Origin of the sequence: Pseudomonas sp. UBA3149 (genome assembly GCF_002364655.1) — a bacterium.
GTDB classification, from domain to species: Bacteria; Pseudomonadota; Gammaproteobacteria; order Pseudomonadales; family Pseudomonadaceae; genus Chryseomonas; species Chryseomonas luteola.
In genome coordinates, this window is record NZ_DEYV01000029.1 from 1 (window position 1) to 24,692 (window position 24,692).

General features: G+C 55.5%; 17 protein-coding genes, 1 tRNA gene and 1 pseudogene. 6 read left to right on the top strand and 13 right to left on the bottom strand.

Translation table 11 applies throughout. The features are described from left to right. Window positions 1-105: 105 nt before the first annotated feature. From B3729_RS17865 to B3729_RS17880, 4 genes and pseudogenes are all read right to left on the bottom strand, one after another. Window positions 106-1,486, bottom strand: a pseudogene (locus B3729_RS17865) (sigma-54-dependent transcriptional regulator). Between the two features lie 86 nt (window positions 1,487-1,572). Further along, a complete protein-coding gene (locus B3729_RS17870; protein WP_286788587.1) occupies window positions 1,573-3,372 on the bottom strand; it encodes a sensor histidine kinase in 1,800 nt (599 codons plus the stop codon). Between the two features lie 208 nt (window positions 3,373-3,580). Beyond that, window positions 3,581-5,197: a hypothetical protein gene (locus B3729_RS17875; RefSeq protein WP_286788588.1), complete on the bottom strand. Its 1,617-nt coding sequence runs from the start codon at window positions 5,195-5,197 to the stop codon at window positions 3,581-3,583. 422 nt (window positions 5,198-5,619) lie between these two features. Beyond that, entirely contained in the window at window positions 5,620-6,381 is a 762-nt protein-coding gene (locus B3729_RS17880; protein WP_286788589.1) for a helix-turn-helix domain-containing protein, read from the bottom strand. 152 nt (window positions 6,382-6,533) lie between these two features. On the opposite strand from B3729_RS17880, the gene B3729_RS17885 reads away from it, so the two are divergent. Together B3729_RS17885 and B3729_RS17890 are read left to right on the top strand one after the other, a co-directional pair. After that, a complete protein-coding gene (locus tag B3729_RS17885) occupies window positions 6,534-10,010 on the top strand; it encodes an acyl-[ACP]--phospholipid O-acyltransferase (RefSeq protein WP_286788590.1) in 3,477 nt (1,158 codons plus the stop codon). A gap of 108 nt (window positions 10,011-10,118) precedes the next feature. Next, entirely contained in the window at window positions 10,119-10,364 is a 246-nt protein-coding gene (locus B3729_RS17890) for a hypothetical protein (RefSeq protein WP_286788591.1), read from the top strand. Between the two features lie 475 nt (window positions 10,365-10,839). Here B3729_RS17890 and B3729_RS17895 read toward each other — a convergent pair whose 3' ends face one another. From B3729_RS17895 to betA, 3 genes are all read right to left on the bottom strand, one after another. Next, window positions 10,840-11,775: a DUF808 domain-containing protein gene (locus B3729_RS17895; protein ID WP_286788592.1), complete on the bottom strand. Its 936-nt coding sequence runs from the start codon at window positions 11,773-11,775 to the stop codon at window positions 10,840-10,842. 515 nt (window positions 11,776-12,290) lie between these two features. Further along, window positions 12,291-12,366 (bottom strand) — tRNA-Thr (locus tag B3729_RS17900). Between the two features lie 29 nt (window positions 12,367-12,395). Beyond that, entirely contained in the window at window positions 12,396-14,120 is a 1,725-nt protein-coding gene (betA, locus tag B3729_RS17905) for a choline dehydrogenase (RefSeq protein WP_286788593.1), read from the bottom strand. Between betA and B3729_RS17910 the strand changes: the two genes are divergently transcribed. After that, window positions 14,119-14,253 (top strand): hypothetical protein, encoded by a 135-nt coding sequence (locus tag B3729_RS17910; RefSeq protein ID WP_256205514.1) that lies wholly within the window; start codon window positions 14,119-14,121, stop codon window positions 14,251-14,253. The genes betA and B3729_RS17910 overlap by 2 nt on opposite strands. Here B3729_RS17910 and betB read toward each other — a convergent pair. From betB to B3729_RS17935, 5 genes are all read right to left on the bottom strand, one after another. Continuing rightward, the gene (gene betB, locus B3729_RS17915) at window positions 14,235-15,707 is read right to left on the bottom strand and encodes a betaine-aldehyde dehydrogenase (RefSeq protein WP_286788594.1); all 1,473 of its coding nucleotides are present in this window, start codon (window positions 15,705-15,707) and stop codon (window positions 14,235-14,237) included. The two genes, B3729_RS17910 and betB, sit on opposite strands and share 19 nt — an antisense overlap. Before the next feature lie 17 nt (window positions 15,708-15,724). Then, on the bottom strand, window positions 15,725-16,318 hold the full coding sequence (betI, locus tag B3729_RS17920; protein WP_010796214.1) for a transcriptional regulator BetI: 594 nt from the start codon (window positions 16,316-16,318) through the stop codon (window positions 15,725-15,727). A 194-nt stretch (window positions 16,319-16,512) separates the two neighbouring features. Beyond that, on the bottom strand, window positions 16,513-17,748 hold the full coding sequence (gene choV, locus B3729_RS17925; protein ID WP_122041318.1) for a choline ABC transporter ATP-binding protein: 1,236 nt from the start codon (window positions 17,746-17,748) through the stop codon (window positions 16,513-16,515). Then, window positions 17,748-18,590, bottom strand: coding sequence for a choline ABC transporter permease subunit (gene choW / locus B3729_RS17930; RefSeq protein WP_197871206.1), 843 nt, complete (start codon window positions 18,588-18,590; stop codon window positions 17,748-17,750). The genes choV and choW overlap by 1 nt, the downstream gene beginning before the upstream one ends. Window positions 18,591-18,678: 88 nt before the next feature. After that, window positions 18,679-19,614 (bottom strand): choline ABC transporter substrate-binding protein, encoded by a 936-nt coding sequence (locus B3729_RS17935; RefSeq protein WP_197871208.1) that lies wholly within the window; start codon window positions 19,612-19,614, stop codon window positions 18,679-18,681. A 1,411-nt stretch (window positions 19,615-21,025) separates the two neighbouring features. On the opposite strand from B3729_RS17935, the gene B3729_RS17940 reads away from it, so the two are divergent. Continuing rightward, window positions 21,026-22,126: a GlxA family transcriptional regulator gene (locus B3729_RS17940; RefSeq protein WP_010796210.1), complete on the top strand. Its 1,101-nt coding sequence runs from the start codon at window positions 21,026-21,028 to the stop codon at window positions 22,124-22,126. Between the two features lie 18 nt (window positions 22,127-22,144). On the opposite strand, the gene B3729_RS17945 is transcribed toward B3729_RS17940, so the two are convergent. Next, window positions 22,145-22,393 (bottom strand): hypothetical protein, encoded by a 249-nt coding sequence (locus tag B3729_RS17945; protein ID WP_010796209.1) that lies wholly within the window; start codon window positions 22,391-22,393, stop codon window positions 22,145-22,147. Window positions 22,394-22,981: 588 nt separating this feature from the next. Here B3729_RS17945 and B3729_RS17950 point away from each other — a divergent pair. Together B3729_RS17950 and B3729_RS17955 are read left to right on the top strand one after the other, a co-directional pair. Next, window positions 22,982-23,959 carry a dipeptidase gene (locus B3729_RS17950; RefSeq protein WP_010796208.1) on the top strand — a complete coding sequence of 326 codons (978 nt, stop codon included), beginning with the start codon at window positions 22,982-22,984 and terminating at the stop codon, window positions 23,957-23,959. 146 nt (window positions 23,960-24,105) lie between these two features. Then, window positions 24,106-24,636 carry a DUF5943 domain-containing protein gene (locus tag B3729_RS17955; RefSeq protein ID WP_074827213.1) on the top strand — a complete coding sequence of 177 codons (531 nt, stop codon included), beginning with the start codon at window positions 24,106-24,108 and terminating at the stop codon, window positions 24,634-24,636. The last annotated feature ends 56 nt before the right edge of the window (window positions 24,637-24,692 follow it).

Sequence of the window (24,692 nt, forward strand, 5' to 3'; positions counted from 1 at the left end):
AGGAAATAAAGGCGATGGGCTATTTCCGACCTTAAAAGAGGCAGGTTGTACCAACGCCTGCCCTTATATAATTTAAAGATGTGTGTCCTGTAATCTGCCTATACGCTAAGAGCCCTGCTCGATATCTTCGCTTGCTCCGCCATTGAAATGTAGGCCATGCTTTTTTAACTTGTCTGAAAGCGTTTTGCGTGGCAGCCCCAGCGCTTCCGCCATGCTGCGCAATGAGCCATGTGATTGGTTTAGCTCCTGCACAAGTAGCGCCCGCTCGAATGACTCCACCTGCTCGCTTAGGTTACCGGTCAAGCCTGGCATTTCCATAACATGAGCGGACGGAGCTGCAGAGCCATGAGCATCATGGTTGTCCAAAGCGAGCTCTAGCCCCAATGCAAACCGTTCTGCTGCATTTTGTAGTTCCCGGACGTTTCCAGGCCAGCGGTGCCCCATGAGAGCAGCACGCTGTGAGCCATCCAGCTCCCGTAAGGGTAAATGATGCCAGGATATCTTCGCTTCGCTCACGAAGGGGCGGGATCTTCAGACTGGCAACGTTTAAGCGGTAATAAAGGTCGGCTCGAAAGCGGCCTTGGTCTGCCGCTTGTCTCAGGTCTTCTTTGGTTGCAGCTATTACTCGAATATCTAATGGTATCTGCTGGTTGGAACCAACTCTTTCTACGACGCGCTCTTGAAGCAGCCGCAATAGCTTGACCTGAACATCCAGACTCATGCTTTCAATTTCATCCAGAAAGACAGTTCCGCCGTTAGCGTACTCGAACTTCCCGATGCGTCGTTTTTGGGCACCTGTGAATGCGCCTTGCTCATGGCCGAAAAGCTCACTCTCGACCACCGACTCGGCCAGTGCGCCAGCATTAATAGCGACAAAGGGCCCGCCTTTTCGTGTAGAAAGATCATGCAGTGCCCGGGCAACAACCTCTTTGCCTGCTCCTGTCTCTCCTAGAATGAGTACATCAGCATGAGTAGATGCCAGCGCGCCAATTTGGTCACGTAAGCGGCTCATGCTAGGTGCTTGGCCAATCAGCCGGGTCTGCAATTCCTTGCGTTCAGCCAGTGCCAGCCTAAGGCTGCGGTTCTCAAGGACAAGGCGACGAACTTCCAGTGCACGACGCACGCTATCAAGCAGGGCATCGTTCGCAAAAGGCTTCTCTAGAAAATCATAGGCGCCTGCCCGCATGGCTTGAACAGCCAATGGAACATCGCCATGCCCTGTAATCAATACGACAGGCAGATCAGCGTCTTGGTTATGCAATTGCCCTAGGAGCTCAATACCGTCGATACCAGGCATGCGGATATCGCTGACTACAACGCCTGGCCATTCACGTACAAGTTGCATGTCCAGCGTACGCGCATCTGCAAGCGCTATAACGTTAAGCCCTGCCAGGTCTAGTGTCTGACTTAAAGCCTGACGAAGGTGAGGGTCGTCGTCGATCAAAAGCACTTGGCTATTGGTATCGAAAGGCAGAGGAGACGTCATGAGTAATTTAGAACCTGATCATCATTAAGCACGAATGAAATATTGTTGCCGTCATAAGTTTTGCATAAGCTGAGCGATCCGAGCGATCAGCCACGCATTTCCTCTTGCGGTACTGATGCTACGCCAGGCTTGCCGTGTAATAAGAACAGGCGAACCTCGGCACCGCCTTCCATATGATTGGATAGGTGCAGATGTCCGCCTAATGCACGGAGCAATGTATCGCAGATCGCAAGACCCAGCCCAAGCCCCTGGGTAGTCGCCTTTGTTGTGAAAAACGGCTCATGTGCTCTAGCCAGTGCTTCAGCAGAAAAGCCTGGGCCATTGTCGCGGATAACCAGTGTCACGCCTTTCTCATCCTGACTGGCAATCAACCAAAGTCGGCGAGGCGGCCCTTTTTCTATCAACGCATCCAGAGCATTAGTGAGCAGGTTGTTGATAATCTGGCGCAGCCGTGTTTCACCCGCTTGCACCCATAATGGAGCGTCAGGCAAATCCCTAATCAGCTCGACGTTCATGGCCCGCCGACGGGCTGCTAGTAATGCTAACGAGTCTTCCAGCGCCGCTTGTAGCGCAACGCTTTCTGGTGCTCTTCGTGCACCACGAGCATATGCCTTGAGGTGGGAGATGATATTGGCCATGCGCGTCGTCAATTCACCAATCAGCTTTAGATTGCCACGGGCATCATCCACTCGACCATGATTCAACAAGACCGCCGCGTTTTCGGCATAGCTGCGAATGGCCGCCAGCGGCTGGTTCAGCTCATGGCTGATACTGGCTGACATGGTGCCCAGAGCAGACAGCTTCCCCGCCTGGACAACCTCATCCTGTGCTCGCATAAGTTCGCGTTGAGCCTGCTCGCGATCGTGCACCTCCTGTTGCAGGCGTTGGTTTAGCGTCTGCAAGTCCTGAGTGCGCTCCTGTACGCTCAACTCTAGATCACGCTTAGCCCGAGCATCCAATGCGATTCGCTCAAGATAATGTCGACGCCTTAAGGTCATGACGGCCAACAGAAGCAGCAGGGCTAATAGTGTCGCCCCTCCGATGTATAGAACGCTACGTACCTGACGTTCAAGCAAATCACGGGGAGCCAGGATTCGTGCTGTCCAGCCAATTTCATCTAGAAAGCGCTGTTGGATTAGCCACTGGTTATCACTAATTTCCAAGGGTTCGAGTGAACCCCTGGGGTAAGGCAGATTGCGTGCGATAACGTCACGTTGTTCATCATTCAACGGGCGGCTGGCTCGAAAGCGCCACTCATTGCGGGAGGTCAGGATCACTACACCAAAGCTGTCGGTGACCAGGAGTTGTTCAGGCGTTCGTCCCCAGAGCTTTTCAGGACCATCTAGGTCTACTTTGATGACCACGACTCCGATGACGTTTCCACCATCATGTACGGGCGCTGCGAAATAGTAGCCTCGTTTACCGGATGTGGTTCCAAGTCCAAAGAAACGACCGGATTTGTTCTGCATTGCTTCCTGATAATACGGACGGAAAGAAAAGTCACGTCCAACAAAGCTGTCCGGCTCATTCCAGTTCGATGTGGCTTGGCAGTACCCGTCGGCTCGCATCAGATAAATCACATCTGCCCCGGTACGCTGCCGAATCCGCTCCAGCAATTGATTGGCTGATCTTTGCGTATCTGCATCGACCGGATCATGCAGCGAGGCGCGAAGCGGTGGCATATCGCCCAACAGATCCGGTAAGACTTCATAGCGCCGAAGCGTACCCAATAGGTTCGCTACGTAGAGATCCAGCGTTTGTCGGTTCTGCTCAGCCAATTGCTGGCTGTAGTATCTGTGAGCCGCGTAATGCAAGGGCCAAAGCAAGGGCGCAAGAAGAAGGGCCAATACAGCCAGGGTACGCCAACGAGGGCGGTTGGGAAGCATAAATATTGCTCACACTCACGGTGTAATAATGGCTCCTATTATGCGCTGGCCCATGGTGTCGATACAGGACTTCGCTGCCAGCCGAACGATCAGCAAATATAGAAGATAGGGAGAATGATTGATTATGACTTCAGTTATATCGTACGGCGCGCCTGCCGCGGAATAGCCGCGCCGCTCATGGATAATTCAGGTTAAGAACTGCCTGGCTTTATCCTTTCTGTCGCTGTAACCGTTCCAATCGCCGCCACTGTCCCTGATCCTTCACAAAGGTCACAACGCGATTATCCTTCTCGGTAATGGTTGCCTTGGTGTACTCAGGCAGGTCGACCTGAAAATCTCTGCCTTCCAAATAAACCCCCCCACAATTGCTCGGGTCATTGCGAAAGTCTGCTGGCTGCGGTCGCAACTCATAAATACCTCGATGAAAAAGCAGGTTTGCATAGCCGCGAACGCTCATGTCAGTAGATAGCACTGCACATTTAACATCCAGCTCCTGCTCGACCAGCGATGCCAACTGCTTGTTTTGCTCATCAATCTGGGGCCAGGCCGCGTAGGTATTAATGTCCTTCTTATACGTCATGCAACCTTGTATTGCTGCCAGGGTGATCAGCCCTGCCAATACGGTTCTGCCTTTGGTCCTGAAGTAAAGCAAGGACAACCCAATCAGCAGTGCTGCCGGGAAGATGAACTTCAAGCGGTCAAATGAAAACTGCGTGGCATGCTGAAGCATGATCAGGTTTTCCAGTAGCGGTACGCTGGCCGCGATGAGAACCACCAGCGTAATCGATAATGCTCTGTTTGACGTACTCTGGCTTTTCTTCAGCCAGATGAGTCCCACCGCTGTTATCAGCATGGCTGCGATGAAATAGCCATAGGAGAGCACATAGGCATGCAGCAGATCGGACAAACTGCCGGCACCCGCGCTACGGGCCAGGAAGCGTCTGGCGAAGGCTTTGAGTGTGGGCAGCAAACCGGCAGCAAGACTGTAATGCAGGATAGTGATAACGCCTGCCAGGATGGTGGCTATACAGATTTTCTTGGATAGCCACCGTGAGCCTTCGATTCTCAGGGTGTTTACCCAAAGAATGCAGAACAGCCCGAAATTGAAGAAGTATCCTGTCCATTCGGTTAATGCGCCGAAGAAGGCCAGCGCGCAAAGCGCCCAGGCGTAGCGCTGACGACTCTGTATATCGGTCACTGAGCAGTACTTGAACAAGACAAACAGCGAAGACAGCAGGATCAGCTGATAGAAGCTTTGTACCCAGTAGATAACGCCATGGGAAAGCAAAGCCTCACGGCTGAAAATACCAATCGCGCAACCCATGAGTGCGCCGGAGACTGCTGACCACGCGTTCAGACCATTGAAGCGAAGGACCTTGAACAAGAAGGTAAACAGCAGCAGTGTGATGACCGAGCCCAGGACAAAATTGAAAAAGGCCAGGCTTTCCAACGATATATTCTGGCCCGATACCTTCAGTGCAAAGTAGGGTGCCAGAAAACCATAGGGCGTAAAACTGGTATAGACGTAATCACCTGTTCGTGTAGGAATGGTCGCGCCCCAGGCGATGTGCTTGTCCTTTTCTTCGCCTAGCGAAATGGTGGGTAGATACCAATGGTGCGTGACATCGGACTCGTTTAACGCATTCAGAGTAATCAGGACGTGGTAACTCGCTTCCAGGTTCTGGGAGCCTGTTACCTTCTCAAAATCATGTAGCCTGAAAAAAAGAGAGATGGCCAATAAGATACAGACGGCCACTATTCCTAAATAGAAAGGTTTTTGCTCCGAATACGTGGCCGTTTCTAACGAATAATCCAAACTCTTCATCTTTACCCCCTTTGGCATAGCTGAAAGGTCTTCAAAAGCCGGGCGCAGATGAACAAGCGGAGACAGCCCGGCAGGTGGCAGGCATTCCATGCGTATGTCAGGACGGCAATATCAGCAGGCCATGAACGTCAGGCGGAAGACGCGTCTGGAGCGGGCGCTCCGATGGCTACGCACACTGCTGTAAATCAGAATTTCTCTGACGAAGTGGCGGGTCGATCCTAGAAACAGTGACCCTTGTACAGATGGCACTAAACAACACAGACGATTTCAGAGCGCCATCCCGAAGTCTAGAAAGTAGCGGAGGGGCGTCAAGTTATAGCCGAGGTTGGGTATCTCTATGTTTTGGATATTTGAACTTGCCCATAAAATAGTCAAACTTTTGTATCAAGCTTGGGAAATAGAGTAGAAACTACCGGGGCCTCTCATTGTGCAGGCTTCTTTTCTTCGGCTGAGCGCTTGCTGTAGCGTTCGAATAGCCCGTAGCGCCATTGCCGCACTGCCAGAACGGTTGTGGTGCCAAAGCGCTGCGTTATGGGCAGTCCTGCCTCTTCCTCGCACAGGCTGTTAAATTCTCGCCCCAAGCGCTGAAGCTTTTGTTGCCACTGTGCATTTCCCGCGCGTGATAGCAGGCCGTTGAAGACCAGAAGTTGCTCCGACTCACCTTCGAAGCGCGAATGAAAGAAGTCCTTGGCGACTTGCTCCTGAAAAAGTTGCTGGATCGGACCACCTGAACGCCAGCGGAAATTTCGGCTGATCAACAACTTGATGCGATTGTTGGGTAGCAATTCGATAAGCTTCAAACGATCCAACCGTACTAGTAATCGTGTGCATTCAGCGGTTGTCAGCTGATATTGCTCAGTAATGTTGGTAAAGCTGTAGCCGTTGATCACGCATACGGCTACAAGCAGAAGCAAGCCGTCGCTGGCAATCTCCTGTTCCTGAGCCTCGCTCAGTTCATCGGTTTGTCGCTGCTGCACGGACATGGCCTGTACAAGTTCGGTAATGTCCATGTCGATCACATTGCATACGAGTGACAAGCGCTGCAGGGTAAAGCTCTCCTCCGCGAACAGACGCTTGACCGAGGCTTCGCTTAGGTCTAGTGCCGCTGCTACATCGGCATACGTCTTACCGTGTGCTTTCAGTTGTTTTTTCAGGGTTTCGATCAGGGAAGAAACTTGGGCCATCTCAAAATCTCGAAGGAAAAGGTAATAGCGGCCAAAAGTATCGAAAATTAATACCTAAGACATCTCTTAACGCTACGTTTTGCATTTTAGTTGTGGATTTTGAAGGGCCCCGGCAGTCTGCCTGCACTTCCATCCCGCTCCAGAGGCTTGTTATGGACAAACTGCACCGACTATCGGGCGCCTGGCCTTATCTGATCGCGATCTTTCTGAACGCATTCGTCGATCTGGGCCATAAGATCATCATTCAAAATACCGTCTTTAAAATCTATGACGGCTCTACTCAGATTGTGCTGACTGCCTTGGTCAATGGGCTGATGCTTCTGCCTTTCATTCTCTTATTCAGCCCTTCCGGTTATGTGGCGGATACCTTTCGCAAGCTATCCGTCATGCGGCTATCAGCCTGGGCGGCTGTCGGGATCACCGGACTGATTACCTGGTCGTACTATGCCGGCTGGTTCTGGCTGGCGTTTGCCATGACGCTGCTGCTTGCTGTACAGGCCACTTTTTACTCACCAGCCAAGTACGGCTATATCAAGACCCTGTTTGGAAAGGCGCGGCTCGCTGAGGCCAATGGCCTGGTTCAGGCTGTTTCGATCGTAGCGATACTGGCTGGTACGTTTGTCTTTACCGCGCTTTTTGAAGGCAGCCTTTCTGCTGAGTCGAAAACAGCTGACGAGATGCTGCGGGATATCGCCCCGCTCGGATGGCTTCTGGTAATCAATAGCGTGATTGAGCTGGCGCTGTTGTACTGCTTGCCTGGCAAGGAAGTACCCGCCTCCAGCCGACCCTTTAACTGGCAGGATTACATTCATGGTCGTGCGGCTGTAGCAAACCTGCAAACGGTCAAGGCGCAATCGGTTATTCGCCTAGCCATTGTTGGGCTGGCAACATTCTGGTCGGTTGGGCAGGTCATGCTGGCAGCCTTTCCGTCCTACGCCAAGGACAGTCTGGGCGTCAGTAATACTCTGGTCGTCCAGGGCATCCTGGCCTGCAGCGGTATCGGCATTGCGCTGGGTTCGGCGTTGGCAAGCAGCCTGTCGCGCAATCGCATCGAGACTGGCCTTGTTCCGCTGGGGGCGTTGGGTATCGCCGTGGGGCTGGGCGGTTTGCTGCTGCTAGATTCACCGCTCTCTCATGCGCTCAACTTTGTTTTCATCGGTGTGATGGGCGGCCTGTTCATCGTACCGCTCAACGCGCTGATTCAATTCCACGCACCTGAAAAAGAATTGGGAACAGTACTTGCCGCCAGTAACTGGATACAGAACCTGTCCATGCTGGGCTTTCTGATCCTGACGGCAGTTTTTGCACTGCTAGGCGTCGATAGTCGCTATCTGCTGGGCCTGATTGCCTTGGTTGCGTTGATAGGTGGCGCTTACACCGTAGGCAAGTTGCCGCAGAGCCTGGTCCGCTTTCTGCTCAGCTTTTTCATGACCCGTCATTACAAGGTGGAGGTGCATGGCCTGCAAAACCTGCCGGCGCAGGGCGGCGTCTTGTTGCTGGGTAATCACATCAGTTGGGTCGATTGGGCAATTGTACAGATCGCCTGCCCGCGGCCTGTTCGTTTCGTGATGCTCAAGGATATCTACAACCTGTGGTTCATGCGCTGGTTCTTCAAATCTCTGGGCTGTATTCCTATTCAGCCGGGTGCCGGTGCTGCCCAGGCGCTGGAGCAGGTAGCAGAATTACTCAATGCCGGTGAGGTAGTTTGTCTATTCCCGGAAGGGGCCATCAGCCGCAACGGTCAACTGGGTGAGTTTCGGAAGGGCTACGAGCGTGCATGTGAAAAGGCCAATGCGGATGTACTGATCGTACCGTTCTATCTGCGTGGTTTGTGGGGTAGTCAGTTCTCCCGTTCGTCCAGCAAACTGAAGGAACTGCGTGACTCACCTTTGCACCGTTCTGTAGTCGTCGCCTTTGGCAAGACCTTGCCCAAAGACACGCCTGCCGATGTTCTCAAGCGCCGGATATTCGACCAGACCATTCGCTCCTGGCAGATCTATATGGAAGACCTGCCAACCCTGGCCGATGCCTGGATCGAAACCGTCAAGCGTCGCAGCGGGCAGTTGGCGATTGCCGACAGCCTCGGCAAGCCAATGAAGGCGGCTCAGGCGCTTGCCGCCAGCAGTGCCATGGCGCGTCGTATCACCAAGCTCAGCCCAGAGCAGAACGTAGGGCTGTTGCTACCGACCAGTGCCGGTGGTGTGCTGGCTAATATGGCAACCCTGCTGGCCGGCAAGACGCTGGTCAATCTCAACTATACGGCAAGTCAGGAGGCCCTCCGCTCAGCACTGGAGCAGGCCGGCATACAAACGGTCTATAGCTCCAAACGTTTCGTCGAAAAGCTCGAGCAGCGAGGGCTGCCGGTCAAGGCTGTACTAGAAGGGCGCCGTGTTGTCTATCTGGAAGATATGCGACAGGAGTTCAGCAAGACCGAGCTTGCGGCAACCTGGCTGGCGATCCGCCTGTTGCCTGCCTGGATGCTGCGGCCGCTATTCAGTCGAGCGCACAATCCTGAGGCAACCGCGGCCATTCTGTTCTCCAGTGGCAGTGAGGGTGCGCCTAAGGGTGTCATGCTCAGTCATCGCAATATCATGGCGAACCTGAAGCAGACATCCGATGTGCTCAACACGGAAAATGACGATGTTGTCATGGCCTCGCTGCCGTTGTTCCATGCCTTTGGTTTGACGGTTACACAGTTCCTGCCATTGATCGAAGGGCTGCCAATGGTCTGCCATGCAGATCCGACCGATGTCATGGGCATTGCCAAGGCTGTCACAACGTACCGTGCAACCATCATGTGTGGCACATCCACCTTCCTGCGGCTCTTTACCCGTAACCGCAAGGTGCACCCGCTTATGCTGGACAGCTTGCGCATCATCGTCGCGGGGGCCGAAAAGCTCAGTGATGATGTTCGAGAGTCCTTCAAACTCAAGTTCAACAAGGAGATTTATGAGGGCTACGGTGCGACTGAAACGGCGCCTGTCGCCTCGGTCAACCTGCCGGACGCCATTGATGTAGCCTATATGCAGGTACAGTGCGGCGGTAAACAGGGCACAGTAGGGATGCCGTTACCTGGTACCAGTCTCAAGATCGTTGATCCAGAAAGCTTTGAAGAGTTACCTACAGGTCAAGAAGGCATGATTCTTATCGGCGGCCCTCAGGTAATGCAGGGCTACCTGAACAATCCTGCCAAGACAGCTAGTGCCATTCATGAGCTTGACGGCGTACGTTGGTACGTGACAGGCGATAAGGGGCGACTGGACGAGGATGGCTTCCTGACCATCGTGGACCGGTATTCACGGTTTGCGAAAATCGGGGGCGAGATGGTTAGCCTGGGCTCTGTTGAACAGGCTCTCATCAAGCTGATCGACAACTCCGAAATCGAAGTCATGGCTGTCAATGTGCCGGATGCCAAGAAAGGCGAACGTATTGTGATTCTTCATGAGCAGCCTCTGGACACTGGTGCGCTGGAAAAGCGCATGCTTGAAGCAGGTTATAACCCGCTCATGGTGCCTTCTACCTGGATTCACGTGGATGCGCTGCCTAAGCTAGGCTCCGGCAAGGCAGATATTGCCTCGGCCAAAAAGCTTGCGCTGACTTCCGCCGTGGAGACCAGTGCTTCTGAGTAAGCTCCGCGTTAACGCTAAGGCCTGCTTATGCAGGCCTTTTGTATTTTAGAGCCTCAAGAGCTGTCTATCGGGCTCTAACGTATTCGCCCAACATCATGAGAGCTGTTGATGAACGAAAAAGATCTGATCGCTATTGTTACCCGTGCCATTGATTCAGGTGACCTACCTGATTTCAGCCCCTCAATGACAGGCGCCTTGCTTTTCGAGACCTTGATTGAAGAGTGGGACGTATTAAGCGAGGAGGGTCGAGGCAATTTGATGCTGGTATTGAGCATACTGGCCAAAGAACTTTCGAGCGAAGCCAAGGCAGAGCGGGAGACACAGAAGATTCTGGATAGGCTGCGCAAGGGCTGAGTATAACCCTTGAGATGGGGGCGGTAACGTTGTGCAAGCGGCATAAATAAGGCATGGATAAAATTGAAAATCATTTTAACTGTCCTCTTCCAATCGTCTTTTCAATTCCTGTCAAAGCCTCCTCTCCTGTTTCTCCTGCCAGCTCCTGATACCACGCCTGTCATACCTATGGCTGGTCTTAACGCAGGTGACGATAGAGTTGGCGCGCTCAATGTAGGCTTTGTCGTACGCTTCCAGTGTTGTTTATATATCGTTGTGCTGTGTCAGTAGCTGAGTCTGGATCCTGGCGTCTTTCATGGCTTGGCAGCCGCCGTAGCAGAGATCAAGAAACGGCGTGGGCTGAGTCTTCCAATAGGGCTAGGCGGCCATTGACAAATGAACGCAGCCTTTGCAGTTCATGGCGAAGGCTAACGGTAGGCCGAAGTGGTTATGCCACTTGGGCCTACCGCTGTTCTGCCTTATGATCGGGCGGAGCTTAATGACTAGCGGACGGTTTGCGACGAAACAGCTTGCTGGCGATGCCGACTACTATCATGACCACTGCGCCGGCCAGGATGCCGAATACAATATTGAACAGCGTAGGCGTCAGTACTCCTAGAACAGGGCCTATTGCCGGTACGCCTGCAGCCACGTGTTCCAGGGTTTCAATCAGATGATGAAGAGCCGGGATGCCATGGGTCAGAATGCCACCGCCTACCATGAACATGGCAATCGTTCCGACAACGGATAGCCCCTTCATTAGCATCGGAGCCGCATTCACAAGGCCTCGCCCGATTGCCTGTACAGCCGAGCCGCCGCGCTTGGATAGATAAAGCCCAAGATCATCCAGCTTTACGATACCGGCGACCAATCCATAGACGCCAACAGTCATGGCTATGGCAATCAGTGACATGACCACGACTTGTTGCATGAGTGACGCTTCAGCCACGATACCCAGGGTGATGGCAATGATTTCCGCGCTCAGAATGAAGTCTGTTCGAACCGCTCCGCGGATCTTTTCCTTTTCATAGGCCACAAGGTCAATGTTTGGATCAGCGACAGCTTTTACGTGCTCTGAAGAATCGTGACCATGAGAGGGTAAAAACTTATGCGCAAGCTTTTCTGTGCCCTCGAAGCAGAGGTACGCACCGCCTAGCATCAGGAGAGGTGTTACCAGCCACGGTGCAAAGGCGCTGATGAGCAGCGCGGCGGGAACCAGAATGGCCTTATTGATCAGTGAGCCTTTTCCTACGGCCCAAACCACAGGCAGCTCTCGCTCTGCCTTGATTCCAGTTACTTGTTGCGCATTGAGTGCAAGGTCATCACCCAATACGCCGGCTGTCTTTTTTGCAGCCACCTTGGACATGACGGAGACATCGTCCAGTACCGTGGCGATGTCATCGAAAAGTGCAAAAAAACTACCTGCTGCCACAATGGTTTCCTTTCAAGTTAGATGTCCTTCCAGCGCGCGACCGGGCGAGGTTCGACTCTGGAGCCTGCTTGATAGCGAAGCGGCGCCAGTATAAGGGAGCCGGGCGGTGAAGCTGACCAAGAAACTGAAGTAGGGGAGGCGAGGCTGATTGGGAGAGGTGCGGCCATTCCTGCGTGCGACCTGCTCCCAGCGGGCTGAATAACATCTCGCTGATCAGGAGCTGTTATTCGAGGCGTCCTTCCATATCACCTAACCAGTCGAATACGCCTCTGTCGGTAGGTGCTTTCAGGAATTTCATCAATGCCTTAGCCATCGTTTACCTCTCTTCTTCTCTTGTCTCAATAGACCTGAGTCCCGGAGTGAGTCGAGGTTTCAATAGAGGGATGTATAGCATTGTTAAGATGCAACAGAATGTTTCGCCTCTGTTTGCAAAGAGGTAAACCAAGCGTTCTGGCGTAAGAATTTTTCAAGCGCAAAAGAAAAAGGCCCGCATTTCTGCGAGCCTTTGAATTTGATGGTGCCGGCACCAAGAATCGAACTCGGGACCTACTGATTACAAGTCAGTTGCTCTACCAGCTGAGCTATACCGGCATCAATGGGCGCATTATAACGATTCTAAATCAGTTGTAAACCGGTGAATTTGCTCTATTTTCTTTTTTTTCACTTCGAGCCGGTGTTTGGCGTACCGGAGCGCCGTTTGCCATGTAATAGGAGGCGGTGCTACGGGCCAGAGGCTGACGGCCGCGGATGTGGTCGGCAATCTTTTCGCCAATCATGATGGTGGTGGCGTTGAGGTTGCCAGTAATGATCAGCGGCATAATCGATGCATCCACCACACGCAGGCCTTCAAGGCCATGGACGCGGCCTTGCCCGTCGACGACAGCCATGTCGTCGGTACCCATCTTGTTGGTACAGGAGGGGTGGTAGGCCGTTTCGGCATGCTGGCGCACGAACTCATCCAACTGGGCATCCGTTACGCAATCCGCGCCTGGATTCAGCTCGCGACCGCGATAGGGGTCGAGCGCTGGCTGGTGCATGATCTCGCGGGTGAGACGAATGCTGTCACGGAATTCCTGCCAGTCCTGCTCGGTGCTCATGTAGTTGAAAAGGATGCTGGGATGCTGGCGCGGATCGCGTGATTTCAGGTGAACGCGACCCCGGCTCGGCGAGCGCATGGAGCCCACATGAGCCTGGAAGCCGTGGGCTTCGATGGCATTGCTGCCGTTGTAATTGATAGCGATCGGCAGGAAGTGGTACTGGATATTCGGCCACTCGAATTCATCGCTGGAGCGGATAAAGCCACCTGCCTCGAAGTGGTTACTGGCGCCGATGCCGGTGCCCTTGAGCATCCATTCCAGACCAATCTGGGGCTGGTTGTACCACTTCAGCGCCGGATACAGGGAGACCGGCTGCTTGCACTCGTACTGCAGGTACATCTCCAAGTGGTCCTGCAGGTTTTGGCCAACCCCGGGCAGATCGTGCACGACGGGAATATCGAACTGGCGTAGCAGGTCACTTGCACCTACGCCGGAGCGCTGGAGAATTTGTGGCGAAGCGATGGCGCCTGCACACAGAAGCACTTCACGGGTGGCATGAACGGTGGTGATATCGCTGCTGTTGCCTTCCAGGAAAGCGACACCGATGGCGCGCTTGCCACTGAACAGGATGCGGTCCGTGGTGGCATGGGTGATGATGGTCAGGTTGGGGCGACCCTTTGCCTGATCTAGATAACCACGGGCGGTACTGGCACGTCGGCCATTGGGCGTCACGGTACGGTCCATTGGACCGAAGCCTTCCTGTTGATAACCATTGAGGTCTTCCGTACGGGGGTAACCCGCCTGTACGCCTGCCTCGATCATGGCTTCAAACAGTGGATTCACGCCGGGCTTGGAGGTGGTCACGGATACCGGACCGTCACCGCCGTGATAATCGTTCGGGCCGACGTCACGTGTCTCGGCTTTGCGGAAGTAGGGCAGGCAATCGAGGTATGTCCAGTCCTCCAGACCATCAAGCTTGGCCCAGCCATCGAAGTCCATAGCGTTACCGCGGATGTAGCACATGCCATTGATCAGCGAAGAGCCACCCAGGCCCTTGCCGCGGCCGCATTCCATCCGGCGGTTGTTCATGTGTGGTTCGGGGTCAGTCTGGTAAGCCCAGTTGTACTGGGTGCCCTGAAGCGGGTAGGCCAGGGCGGCAGGCATTTGGGTGCGAAAATCGAGGCGATAGTCGGGGCCACCGGCTTCCAGCAGCAGGACGGTGACGTCTTTGTCTTCAGTGAGACGGGTCGCCAGAACGTTACCGGCAGAACCGGCACCGATGATGATGTAATCGAATTCTTTAGCCATGGTGGCACTCCTCCGTAAAGGGCGTCGAGATTGGCTGCGTGACGCAGCGGCTCGCGCGAAAGCGGTGGGTCATGCGCGTCGGCTGACCCACCCTACGGGTAACGGTGATGCGATTCAGAAGATCGAGGCGTAGTCGCCCAGCTCAACTTGTACGGACTTGATGCGGGTGTAGTTGCCGAGGGTGACTAGGCCATTCTCGCGGCCTACGCCGGAATGCTTGTAACCGCCGACAGGCATCTCGGCCGGGGATTCGCCCCAGGTATTGATCCAGCAGATACCGGCTTCCAGGCGATGAATAACACGGTGAGCACGGGCGAGGTCCTTGGTCACAAGACCCGCCGCCAGACCGTATTCGGTGTCGTTGGCGCGGCGGATTACTTCCTCCTCGGTGTCGTACGCCAGAATGCTCATGACCGGACCAAAGATCTCTTCGCGGGCGATGGTCATGTCGTCACGGCAATCGGTAAAGACCGTAGGGGCCACGTAGCAGCCTTTGGCGAACTCGCCGGTGGTAACACGCTCACCACCACACAGCAAACACGCACCTTCGCTGCGGCCATGCTCGATATAACGCAGGACGTTTTCCATATGTGCCGTGCTGACCAGCGGGCCGAAGTTGGTGTTTGGGTCTTGCGGGTCACCCAGACGAACGCGTTGTACACGCTCCAGGATCTTGGTCTCGAAACGTTCTTTGAGCGCGCTGGGCACAAAGACGCGGGTGCCGTTGGTGCATACCTGACCGGTACTGAAAAAGTTGGCCATCATGGCAATATCGGCCGCACGGTCGAGGTCGGCGTCATCGAAAATGATCAGTGGCGACTTGCCGCCCAGCTCCATGGTGACTTCCTTGAGCGTCGAGCCGGCAGCGCTGGCCATAACCTTCTTGCCGGTGGGCACGCCGCCGGTAAAGGAAATCTTCTCGATGCCCGGGTGCTCGGTCAGAGCTACGCCTACTTCGGCGCCAGCACCGTTGAGCACATTGAACACGCCATCGGGCACACCTGCCTCGGTATAGATCTCGGCCAGCTTAAGCGCTGTCAGGGGAGTGACTTCGCTGGGCTTGAAGATCATGGCATTACCGGCGGCCAGGGCAGGGGCGGATTTCCACAGGGCAATCTGGATTGGATAGTTCCAGGCGCCAATGCCTGCGACCACGCCCAGCGGTTCGCGGCGGGTATAGACAAACGAGGTATCGCGCAGCGGGATCTGCTCGCCTTCCAGTGCGGGGATCAGACCCGCGTAATATTCAAGCACGTCGGCACCGGTCACGATGTCCACGGCCTGGGTTTCGGTCAGCGGTTTGCCGGTATCCAGGGTCTCCAGGGCGGCGAGCTCATCGTTACGCTCACGGAGGATATCCACGGCCTTGCGCAGAATGCGGGATCGCTGCATGGCCGTCATGGCGGCCCAGACCTTTTGGCCCTCGGCAGCACTGGCCACGGCGCGATCAACGTCCTCCCGGCTGGCCTGCTGTACGTGGGCGATGACCTCGCCATTGGCCGGATTGATTGCCTGGAAGGTTTTGCCGCTGGTGGCATCGACGTAACCGCCGCCGATGTAGAGCTTTTGAGTGTCGAGCTGGGTCATGATGATTCTCTCCCTTTTCAGTCGGCCGCACGGGCGAGCTGCTGGTCTAGATAATCGAAGGCAATGCGCAGCGCTTCGTCGATGTCGAATTCACCGCCTGCCAGGGCACCGCGCAGCCAAAGGCCGTCGATGATTGCGGCCAGACCGCGTGCGGCACGGCGGGCTTCCTGTGCAGGCAGCGCCTTGTGGAATTCGCAGCACAGGTTTGAATACAAGCGTGCATCGTTAATGCGTTGCAGGCGGTGCAGGGCCGGCTGATGCATGCTGCTGGCCCAGAAGGCCAGCCAGGTCTTCATGGCCGGACCGTTAACCTGACTGTCGTCGAAGTTGCCTTCGATAATGGCGCGCAGGTGGGCGCGCGGGCTGTTATCGGTCAGCGTGGCGCGACGCTCGCGAACCGCAGTGCGCAACGCCGACATCAGGTGGCGCATGGTCGCTTCGAGCAGGCCATTTTTGTCCTGGAAGTAGTGACTGATGATCCCGTTGGATACACCGGCCTTCTTGGCAATGAGGGCGATGCTCGCCTCGCTCATCCCGACTTCGTCAACCGCTTCCAACGTGGCAGCAATCAGCTGGGAACGACGGATAGGTTGCATGCCGACTTTTGGCATTGCGGTTATCTCCTCGCATTCACGCATCACCTGAGTTGCCTTCAGTCTACTGTTTTTTAATTGAACGATCAATCAATAAAGAGTTCGGGACGTGCGAGTACTAGCCTTGAGCCCTGTATTTACTAGGCTCGGGACGGCTAAACCAATCTATGTCAAAGGCATTAAGGCCGCCCGGGTGGGCGGCCTGTCATGGGTCAGCCGGCCTGGGAAAAGGCGGTCCGGAGAGGAGTCACCTCGGACTCCTCATGGCTTTTCTCCAGGTTTTTACCCAACAGCGCATGATAGAGCTCGGTGTCTCCCAGAATGCCTACCACGCAGCCGTTTTGCTGAAGGATAAGCTTGTTGCCGGTGTGATAGCGGATCTCGAGTGCATCGCGCATCCGAATGCTGGCGTCCACCAGGGTAGGCTGACGCTTGAGCGCTTCGACCGGCTCGCCAGGCGCCCAGCGTTGTACGCTGACACTGTCGCCGCTGCGCCGCAGTGATTTGACGTTGCGTGCATCGCTCAGGCTGGCCCAGTAGTCACGGGTGCTGTCCAGGCAGAGTTCATTGCCTTCGCGGCGGCATTGTTCGATCGGCTTCATGAGGCTATAACCGCATAGCACGTTGAGCGGGTTGGTATGGGCTACGAAGGTTCGTACGTAGTCGTCTGCCGGATTGAGCACGATATCTTCGGGCTTGCCATGCTGGATGATGCGTCCGTCTTTCATGATCGCGATATTGGTGCCGAGCTTGAGCGCTTCATCCAGGTCGTGGCTGACGAATACGATAGTCTTGTTGACCTTGCTCTGCAGGGCGAGCAGCTCGTCCTGCAGTTGTTGGCGGATCAGCGGATCGAGCGCGGAGAAAGGTTCGTCCATCAAGAGAATGTCGGCGTCCATGGCGAGGGCACGGGCCAGACCGACGCGCTGCTGCATGCCGCCTGAAAGGGCGGAGGGCTTGCTGTTGCGCCACTGGGTAAGACCTACCAGCTCCAGCTTTTCATCGATGATTTTCTTGCGCTCGGCCGTGGAGCGGCCCTGCATTTCCAGGCCGAACCCAACATTCTCCGCAACAGTCAGCCAGGGCATAAGGGCAAATTTCTGGAACACCATGGCGATGCGGGAGGTGCGCATTTCTTTCAGGGTTGAGGGCGAGCAATTGGCGATGTCCACTTCGCTGCCATTGTGCTCAATGAGCAGGCGACCACGGCTGACTGTGTTAAGGCCGTTGATGCAGCGCAGCAGGCTGGACTTGCCTGAGCCGGACAGCCCCATGAGGACACAGATTTCACCTTTCTGGATTTCCAGGCAGGCATTTTCCACGCCCAGTACCTGGCCGGTCTGCTCGAAGATTTCGGATCGGCCAAGGCCTTTGTCCAGCAGCTCGACGGCCTGTTTGGTCTGTTTGCCGAAGATGACGTCGACATTCTCGAAACGGATTGCGCTCATCAGTGTTCTCCTCTGGCATTGGGCTGCTTGCAGACGCGGTCGAGCAGAATGGCCAGCAGTACGATGGCCAGGCCCGCTTCGAAGCCTAGGGCGATATCCGCCGTATTCAGAGCGTTCACCACAGGCTTGCCGAGGCCGTCGGCACCTACGAGTGCGGCAATTACTACCATCGAGAGCGACAGCATGATGCATTGCGTGATACCCGCGGCAATGCTGGGCATGGCATGGGGCAGCTCAATCCGTGTCAGGAGCTGCCAGCGGGAGCAGCCAAAGGCTTTACCGGCATCCATGAGTTCTTCCGGAACGTCCTGAATGCCCAGGCACGTCAGGCGGATCGGGGCGGCGATCGCAAAGATTACGGTAGAGATCAGGCCGGGTACGACGCCTAGGCCGAACAGGGTCAGCGTGGGGATCAGGTACACGAACGTCGGCACGGTCTGCATCAAGTCCAGCAACGGACGCAATGTGGCGAAGAACCAGGGTTTATGGGCCGCTATGATACCCAGCGGCACGCCAATGGCGATACAGACAAGGGTGGCGAAGATGACTTGAGACAGGGTTTCAATGGTCTCCTGCCAGTATCCCAGGTTAATGATCAGAAGTAGCGAGGCGGCGGCAAACAGCGTGAGGGCAAGGCTGCGTTGAATGAGGTAGACCAACGCCACAAGGATCGCGGTCAGGGCCAGGGGGTTGAACCAGAGCAGGGCTCCCGTGGTGCTTGAGATGACGGTAGAAAGGGCATCGGAAATCAGGTCAAAGAATCCCGAGAAGTTCATGATCAGCCAGTCGACAAAATCGGAAATGGCTTGCCCCAGCGGGAGCTTATGGTCGGTAAGGAACATAGATAAAATCCCTGGAGTTGAGTATCAACAATCCAGCGACCTGGATAGCCCGCCTTTAGCGGCCGGGCTGTCCAGGTCGTTGGGGTGGTTACTGCGTGAGCTTGGCCATGACTTCGGAGGCGGGCTTGCCGTCTCGAGTCGTCACCCCGGCCAGCCAGGTGTCCACTACCTGGGCATTTGCCTTCAGCCACGCTTTTGCGGCGGCCTCCGGCGTCTTACCTCCATTGAGTACGTCATCCATGAGCTGGTTCTCCATGCCTAGCGAGAAGTTCAGATTGGTCAGCAGCTTGCCGACATTCGGGCATTCCTGGACGTAGCCTTTACGCACATTGGTGTAAATCGTGGCGCCGCCCAGGTTGGGGCCGAAGTAGTCGTCACCGCCTTCCAGATACTTCATCTTGAATCGGGTATTCATGGGGTGCGGTTCCCAGCCCAGGAAGACGACCCACTGCTTACGACGCTCGGCGCGCTGAACCTGGGAGAGCATGCCCGCTTCGCTGGACTCGACCATCTTGAACTTGCCCAGGTCGAACGCATTTTTGTCGATCATGCTCTGAATCAGGCGATTGCCGTCATTACCCGGCTCGATGCCATAGATCTTGCCGCCGAATTTGTCGGCATTCTTGACGATATCGGCAAAGGTCTTCACGCCGGCGTCGTACACGTATTCCGGGACTGCCAGGGTGTATTTGGCCCCTTCGAGGTTGGCGCGCAGGGTTTCGACACTGCCGTTGTCGCTGTAGGGCTTGATATCGGCCGCCATGCTCGGCATCCAGTTACCCAGAAAGACATCGATATCCTTGTTTTGCATCGACTTGTAAGTCACAGGAACGGAGATCATGTTGGTCTTGGTCTTGTAGCCCAGCGACTGCAGGATTTCGGACGTTACGGCGGTAGTGACGGTAATGTCGGTCCAGCCGACATCGGCAAAGCGAACGGTGGCGCAGGACTCGGGCTCGGCCGCCTGGGCCATAAGCGGGGCGCCTAAGCTCAGGGCCAGTAGTAACGCATTGCAACCTTTCATGGTGAATGTCTCCTTCCTGATGCTGCCGCGCATGCACAAGGCATAGGGCAGCAAATCGTGGCAGACGGGCGTGGTTCGGCAAGGGTCAAGCCGATGTACTCCGCTGCGTGATGGGTTATCTGTAACCGATCGTTCATCAACCGCCTACCAGTCACGTCGCATCCAGTGCAGGCGGCGTCGTAACCAGAGGTCGAGGCGTCGTAGCCAGCACAGTTGTGCCGTATGGCGGGCCCTGACCGCGGCAATTTCATGATCGGAGTGTTCGTTAAAACAACGGGTGAAACAGGGCGGCCGGAAAGAGCCGTGCCTGAGGCGGCGGAAAGCGGTCCAGAGGTAGGGACTTTTGCCTTCTGGGTGACCTCACGAATGAGAGAGAATCCATTCAGTGAGGGAGAGGGTCTACCGGTAAGAGGCAGGGCACCTGGGCGGCCTGCCTGATAAACCCAGGTTTCACGCATCAAAGCGCGAGCGCTTCCCTGTAACCAAGGGAGCACGCCTGGACATTTCCGGTTTCTAACGGGAAAGCGACGGCGGCCTCTGCCCTGGAATTGGCGCAAAGGTAAAGCGAGAAGGTGCCCGGTTCGGTGCCGAGTAGTTTTATCGTTTTAATAGCCATGGCAGCCAAGCTGTCTGGTTCATCAGTTTCATCGAGCCGGCAAGCCGTGCTCGAAATAGAGATAGCGTCTTGCGAGATGGCCGGTCGCCATGCTCAGTCATTCAGGTTACCCAACATCCAGGCAGCCGACAATGTTGCAACCTGTTGCTGCGCCTGTTATGTCCCAAACGCTGTTTTTTGCCTCTACGTGTACAGGCTAAAGACATGCAGACCATGGCCTATAGGGGCTGTAGGCGATAGGACAGTTAATAGTCCTTTTTATTGATTACCGGGGCGGCCTAAAAGGAATAGATATGCTTTTTGAGGGGGATTTCACGTTAAGTAATGAGCGTCACCGCAATGCGATCCGTGGGTAATTAGTGAGCCTGAACTGAATTTGCACACGCCGGGAAAGCTTTGCCACCTTTTGGCGCATCTTTGTGCAGGGGGAATGCTTGGCAGAAAGCGAAAAGTCGATCCGCCCTTTGTTACTGTAGAAATCTTTTTCCACACAAGCCAACTCTTCGAGTTGCTACGGATTTGCACACGGACCCAGCCTGCCATGACCCATCGGTCACTGATGGCCTTTGGCACTACCAGCCTCGGAACCGCTTTGCCAAGCATCTTCTTTCTTTTTAATTGAATGGCTGTTCAAGGTAGGCATGACATTTGCGAAGCCTCTATCCAGGGTCATACGGCCTGGCGGTGTTACATCCCGTGACAACGGGTGATTTCGTCAGCAGCTGGACACGACTCACGACGATAAAAAGAGCCTCGATGAGGCCATACCGGGCTTAGCGTGAAGAGGGCGTTCCAATGTCATTGAATCAAAGTCAGCCACAACACCGTGTTCCGCAATCCATCGGGTTCCTGCTGCTGGACAACTTCACCCTGATCTCACTGGCGTCGGCGATAGAGCCACTGCGGATGGCCAATCAGCTGTCGGGTCGTGAGCTGTTCCGCTGGTCTACGCTCAGCCTGGATGGCCGTCCGGTCCAGGCCAGTGACGGCCTGCAAATTACTCCGGACAGTGCTGTCGCGGCTGCACCGGCCATGGACATGGTCATCGTGTGTGGCGGTGTGGGCATTCAGCGAAGCGTCATGCGTGAACATGTGAGCTGGCTGCAGGCGCAGGCACGGCAGGGCCGCAAGCTGGGCGCTGTCTGCACGGGCAGTTGGGCGCTGGCCAAGGCCGGGCTGCTCGATGGTTACGAGTGCAGCGTGCATTGGGAGATGCTGGCCTCCATGCAGGAAGCCTTCCCGCGTGTATCACTGACGACGCGGCTATTCTCCATCGACCGTAACCGCTTCACGTCATCGGGGGGTACGGCTCCCATGGACATGATGCTGCACCTGATCGGCCGTGAGCACGGTCGCGAATTGTGCGCCGCGATTTCTGAAATGTTCATCTATGAACGTATCCGCAACGAGCAGGATCATCAGCGTGTGCCGCTCAAACATATGCTGGGCACCAATCAACCCAAGCTGCAGGAAATCGTCGCGCTGATGGAGGCCAACCTGGAGGAGCCCATTGACCTCGACGAGCTGGCCGTCTACGTGAATGTGTCGCGTCGCCAACTGGAGCGCTTATTTCAGAAATACCTGCACTGTTCGCCGTCGCGCTACTACCTGAAACTGCGCCTGATTCGAGCCAGACAGCTGCTCAAACAGACCACCATGTCCATCATTGAAGTGGCATCGGTATGCGGATTCGTTTCCACGCCGCACTTCTCGAAGTGTTACCGGGAGTATTTTGGGATTCCCCCGCGTGATGAGCGGCAGGGCGTATCGATGGGGCAGCCTGTGATGCTGGTACCGGTTCCGCAGGAGTTGGCCTTACTCCCGACATCCTCGGCCCTGGCCGCGCTCAGTCAGGCGCAAGGAGAATCGACGTTTGCCAGCGTAAGGCTTGGCTGATAGACGTGCTGCCCTGGCCTAGCGATGCTGGGCCAGGGCAGGTAGCAGCTGACGAGCAATAGCTTCGCGAACGGACGGTAATAGTGTCGCATGACCTGACAGGAGTTCTTCGACCAGACGCCGCAGGGCTGTGACTCGTTCAGGGTTCAGCCCGCATAGCGCCTGCTGGCAGGCTTGCTCGGGAGTAGTACCCGACGGTACGGCGATACCCAGTGCAATCAGGCGGTCCCTGAAGTCGTCCTGGTCGATCAGGTCTGCATGCATCATGACGAATCCTCCGTTAAGTCCCGTACCGATTCTTGGCAGCGGTCAACGGCAAGGCAAGTGCACAAGACGGTACTGGATACATGCAGGTCGCTTTCCAGCAAGCAGAGCGCCTGATGGTTATTTATCTGTAATAAAACGAAAGTCTAATGGCGTCAGGGAGGGGCAATATGTCACAGGGTGATTTTGGGAAGGTGCTGCTAAAGTAGCGCTTCTTGTCGAGTTGAGCCGCTTAGCTCCTCGAATTTCCGGGAAAAGCGCCCTTACGCTTGGTCTGGATGAAACACACTGAGGCCCAACAGGGCATTTTAACCCCGCGTGCTTGCTAAGGCATTGCGGGGTTTTTTTCGACATTTTTTCGCTTTTCCGTCTTTCGTCTGCAACTGGAGCGTTCTGCTCCAGGCGTCTGCCCGGCTTTTGGCTGGCGCTAGAGGCATGGGGTGGCCAGCCGTTACTGCCTGCTGAACGCGCATTGACGCTTCTGGTAATCCCCCTGTCGTTTTTACGCGATAGCGCAGAAAACCTGAGGGATATGCTCCTTTCAAAGCGTCGGCACATGATCCGGCGTCGCGAAACCTGGGAGCTGCCCTGATGAATGCCACTGAACTGCACGCCGACAGCATCGTTATCGACGGGCTGATCATCGCCAAATGGAACCGTGAGCTCTTTGAGGACATGCGCAAGGGAGGGCTGACGGCAGCCAACTGCACCGTGTCGGTCTGGGAAGGCTTCAAGGCGACCGTGGACAACATCGCGGCGCAAAAGAAGCTGATGCGCGAAAACAGTGATCTGGTCATGCCGGTCTACACCACCGCTGACATCCGTAAGGCCAAGTCTCAAGGCAAGACCGGCATCATCTTCGGCTTTCAGAATGCCCATGCCTTTGAGGATCAGCTCGGCTACGTAGAGATCTTCAAGCAGCTGGGCGTAGGCATCGTGCAGATGTGCTACAACACCCAGAACCTGGTTGGCACAGGTTGCTATGAGCGCGACGGCGGCCTGTCCGGTTTTGGCCGCGAAGTCGTTGCCGAGATGAACCGCGTCGGCATCATGTGCGACCTGTCCCATGTCGGCAGCAAGACCTCTGAAGAAGTCATCCTCGAATCCCAAAAGCCGGTTTGCTATTCCCACTGCCTACCGTCCGGCCTGAAGGAGCATCCACGCAACAAGTCCGACGAAGAGCTTAAGTTCATTGCCGATCATGGTGGTTTCGTGGGCGTTACGATGTTTGCGCCGTTCCTGGCCAAGGGCATTGAATCCACTATCGATGATTATGCCGAAGCCATTGAGTACGTGATGAATATCGTTGGCGAAGACGCCATCGGCATTGGTACCGACTTTACCCAGGGCCACGGCCAGGACTTCTTCGAATACCTCACCCATGACAAGGGTTACGCCCGTCGATTAACCAACTTCGGCAAGATCGTGAACCCCCTGGGCATCCGCACCGTAGGCGAATTTCCCAACCTGACCGAGACGCTGCTCAAGCGAGGCATGTCCGAGCGCACTGTGCGCAAGGTCATGGGCGAGAACTGGGTAAGGGTACTCAGCGAGGTGTGGGGCGAGTAAGTCATTTCATTTCTTGAAGATCCGCGGCTGGATCCTGCCATGACCTGATTCAGCCTGCACTGATCTTCGACGATCACCGGTAGGGTGGATCAACCGTACCGCGGCGTAGCCCACCCTACACAAGCACATTCGTTTGGAGTTTCACCATGGCCACACATGCTCCCGAAATGCCAATCCAGGTCGACGACGAAACCGGCGTCTGGACCACCGATGCACTGCCCATGCTGTATGTACCGCGTCACTTCTTCGTCAATAACCACATGGGGATCGAAGAGGTGCTCGGTGCAGAGAAGTATGCCGAGATTCTTTACAAGGCTGGCTACAAGTCTGCCTGGCACTGGTGTGAGAAAGAGGCCGAGTGCCATGGACTGGTTGGCGTCGAGGTGTATGAGCACTACATGAAGCGCCTCTCCCAGCGCGGCTGGGGGCTGTTTGATATCGAGCAGATCGACGTGGATGCCGGTACGGCCCAGGTTCGGCTGCGGCACTCCGCCTTCGTTTACGTGTACGGCAAGGTCAACCGCAAGGTGGATTACATGTTTACCGGCTGGTTTGCCGGGGCCATGGACCAGATCCTCGCCGCCAGAGGCAGCGCGGTCCGTACCGTGGCCGAGCAGGTGTACAGCGGGGCGGAAGAAGGCCATGACGACGGCCTGTTCGTGGTGAAGCCGCTGTAACGGCGCAATGAACGATAACAAGACCGACCGTGCGTAATTCGCTGAGATGAGGTGCC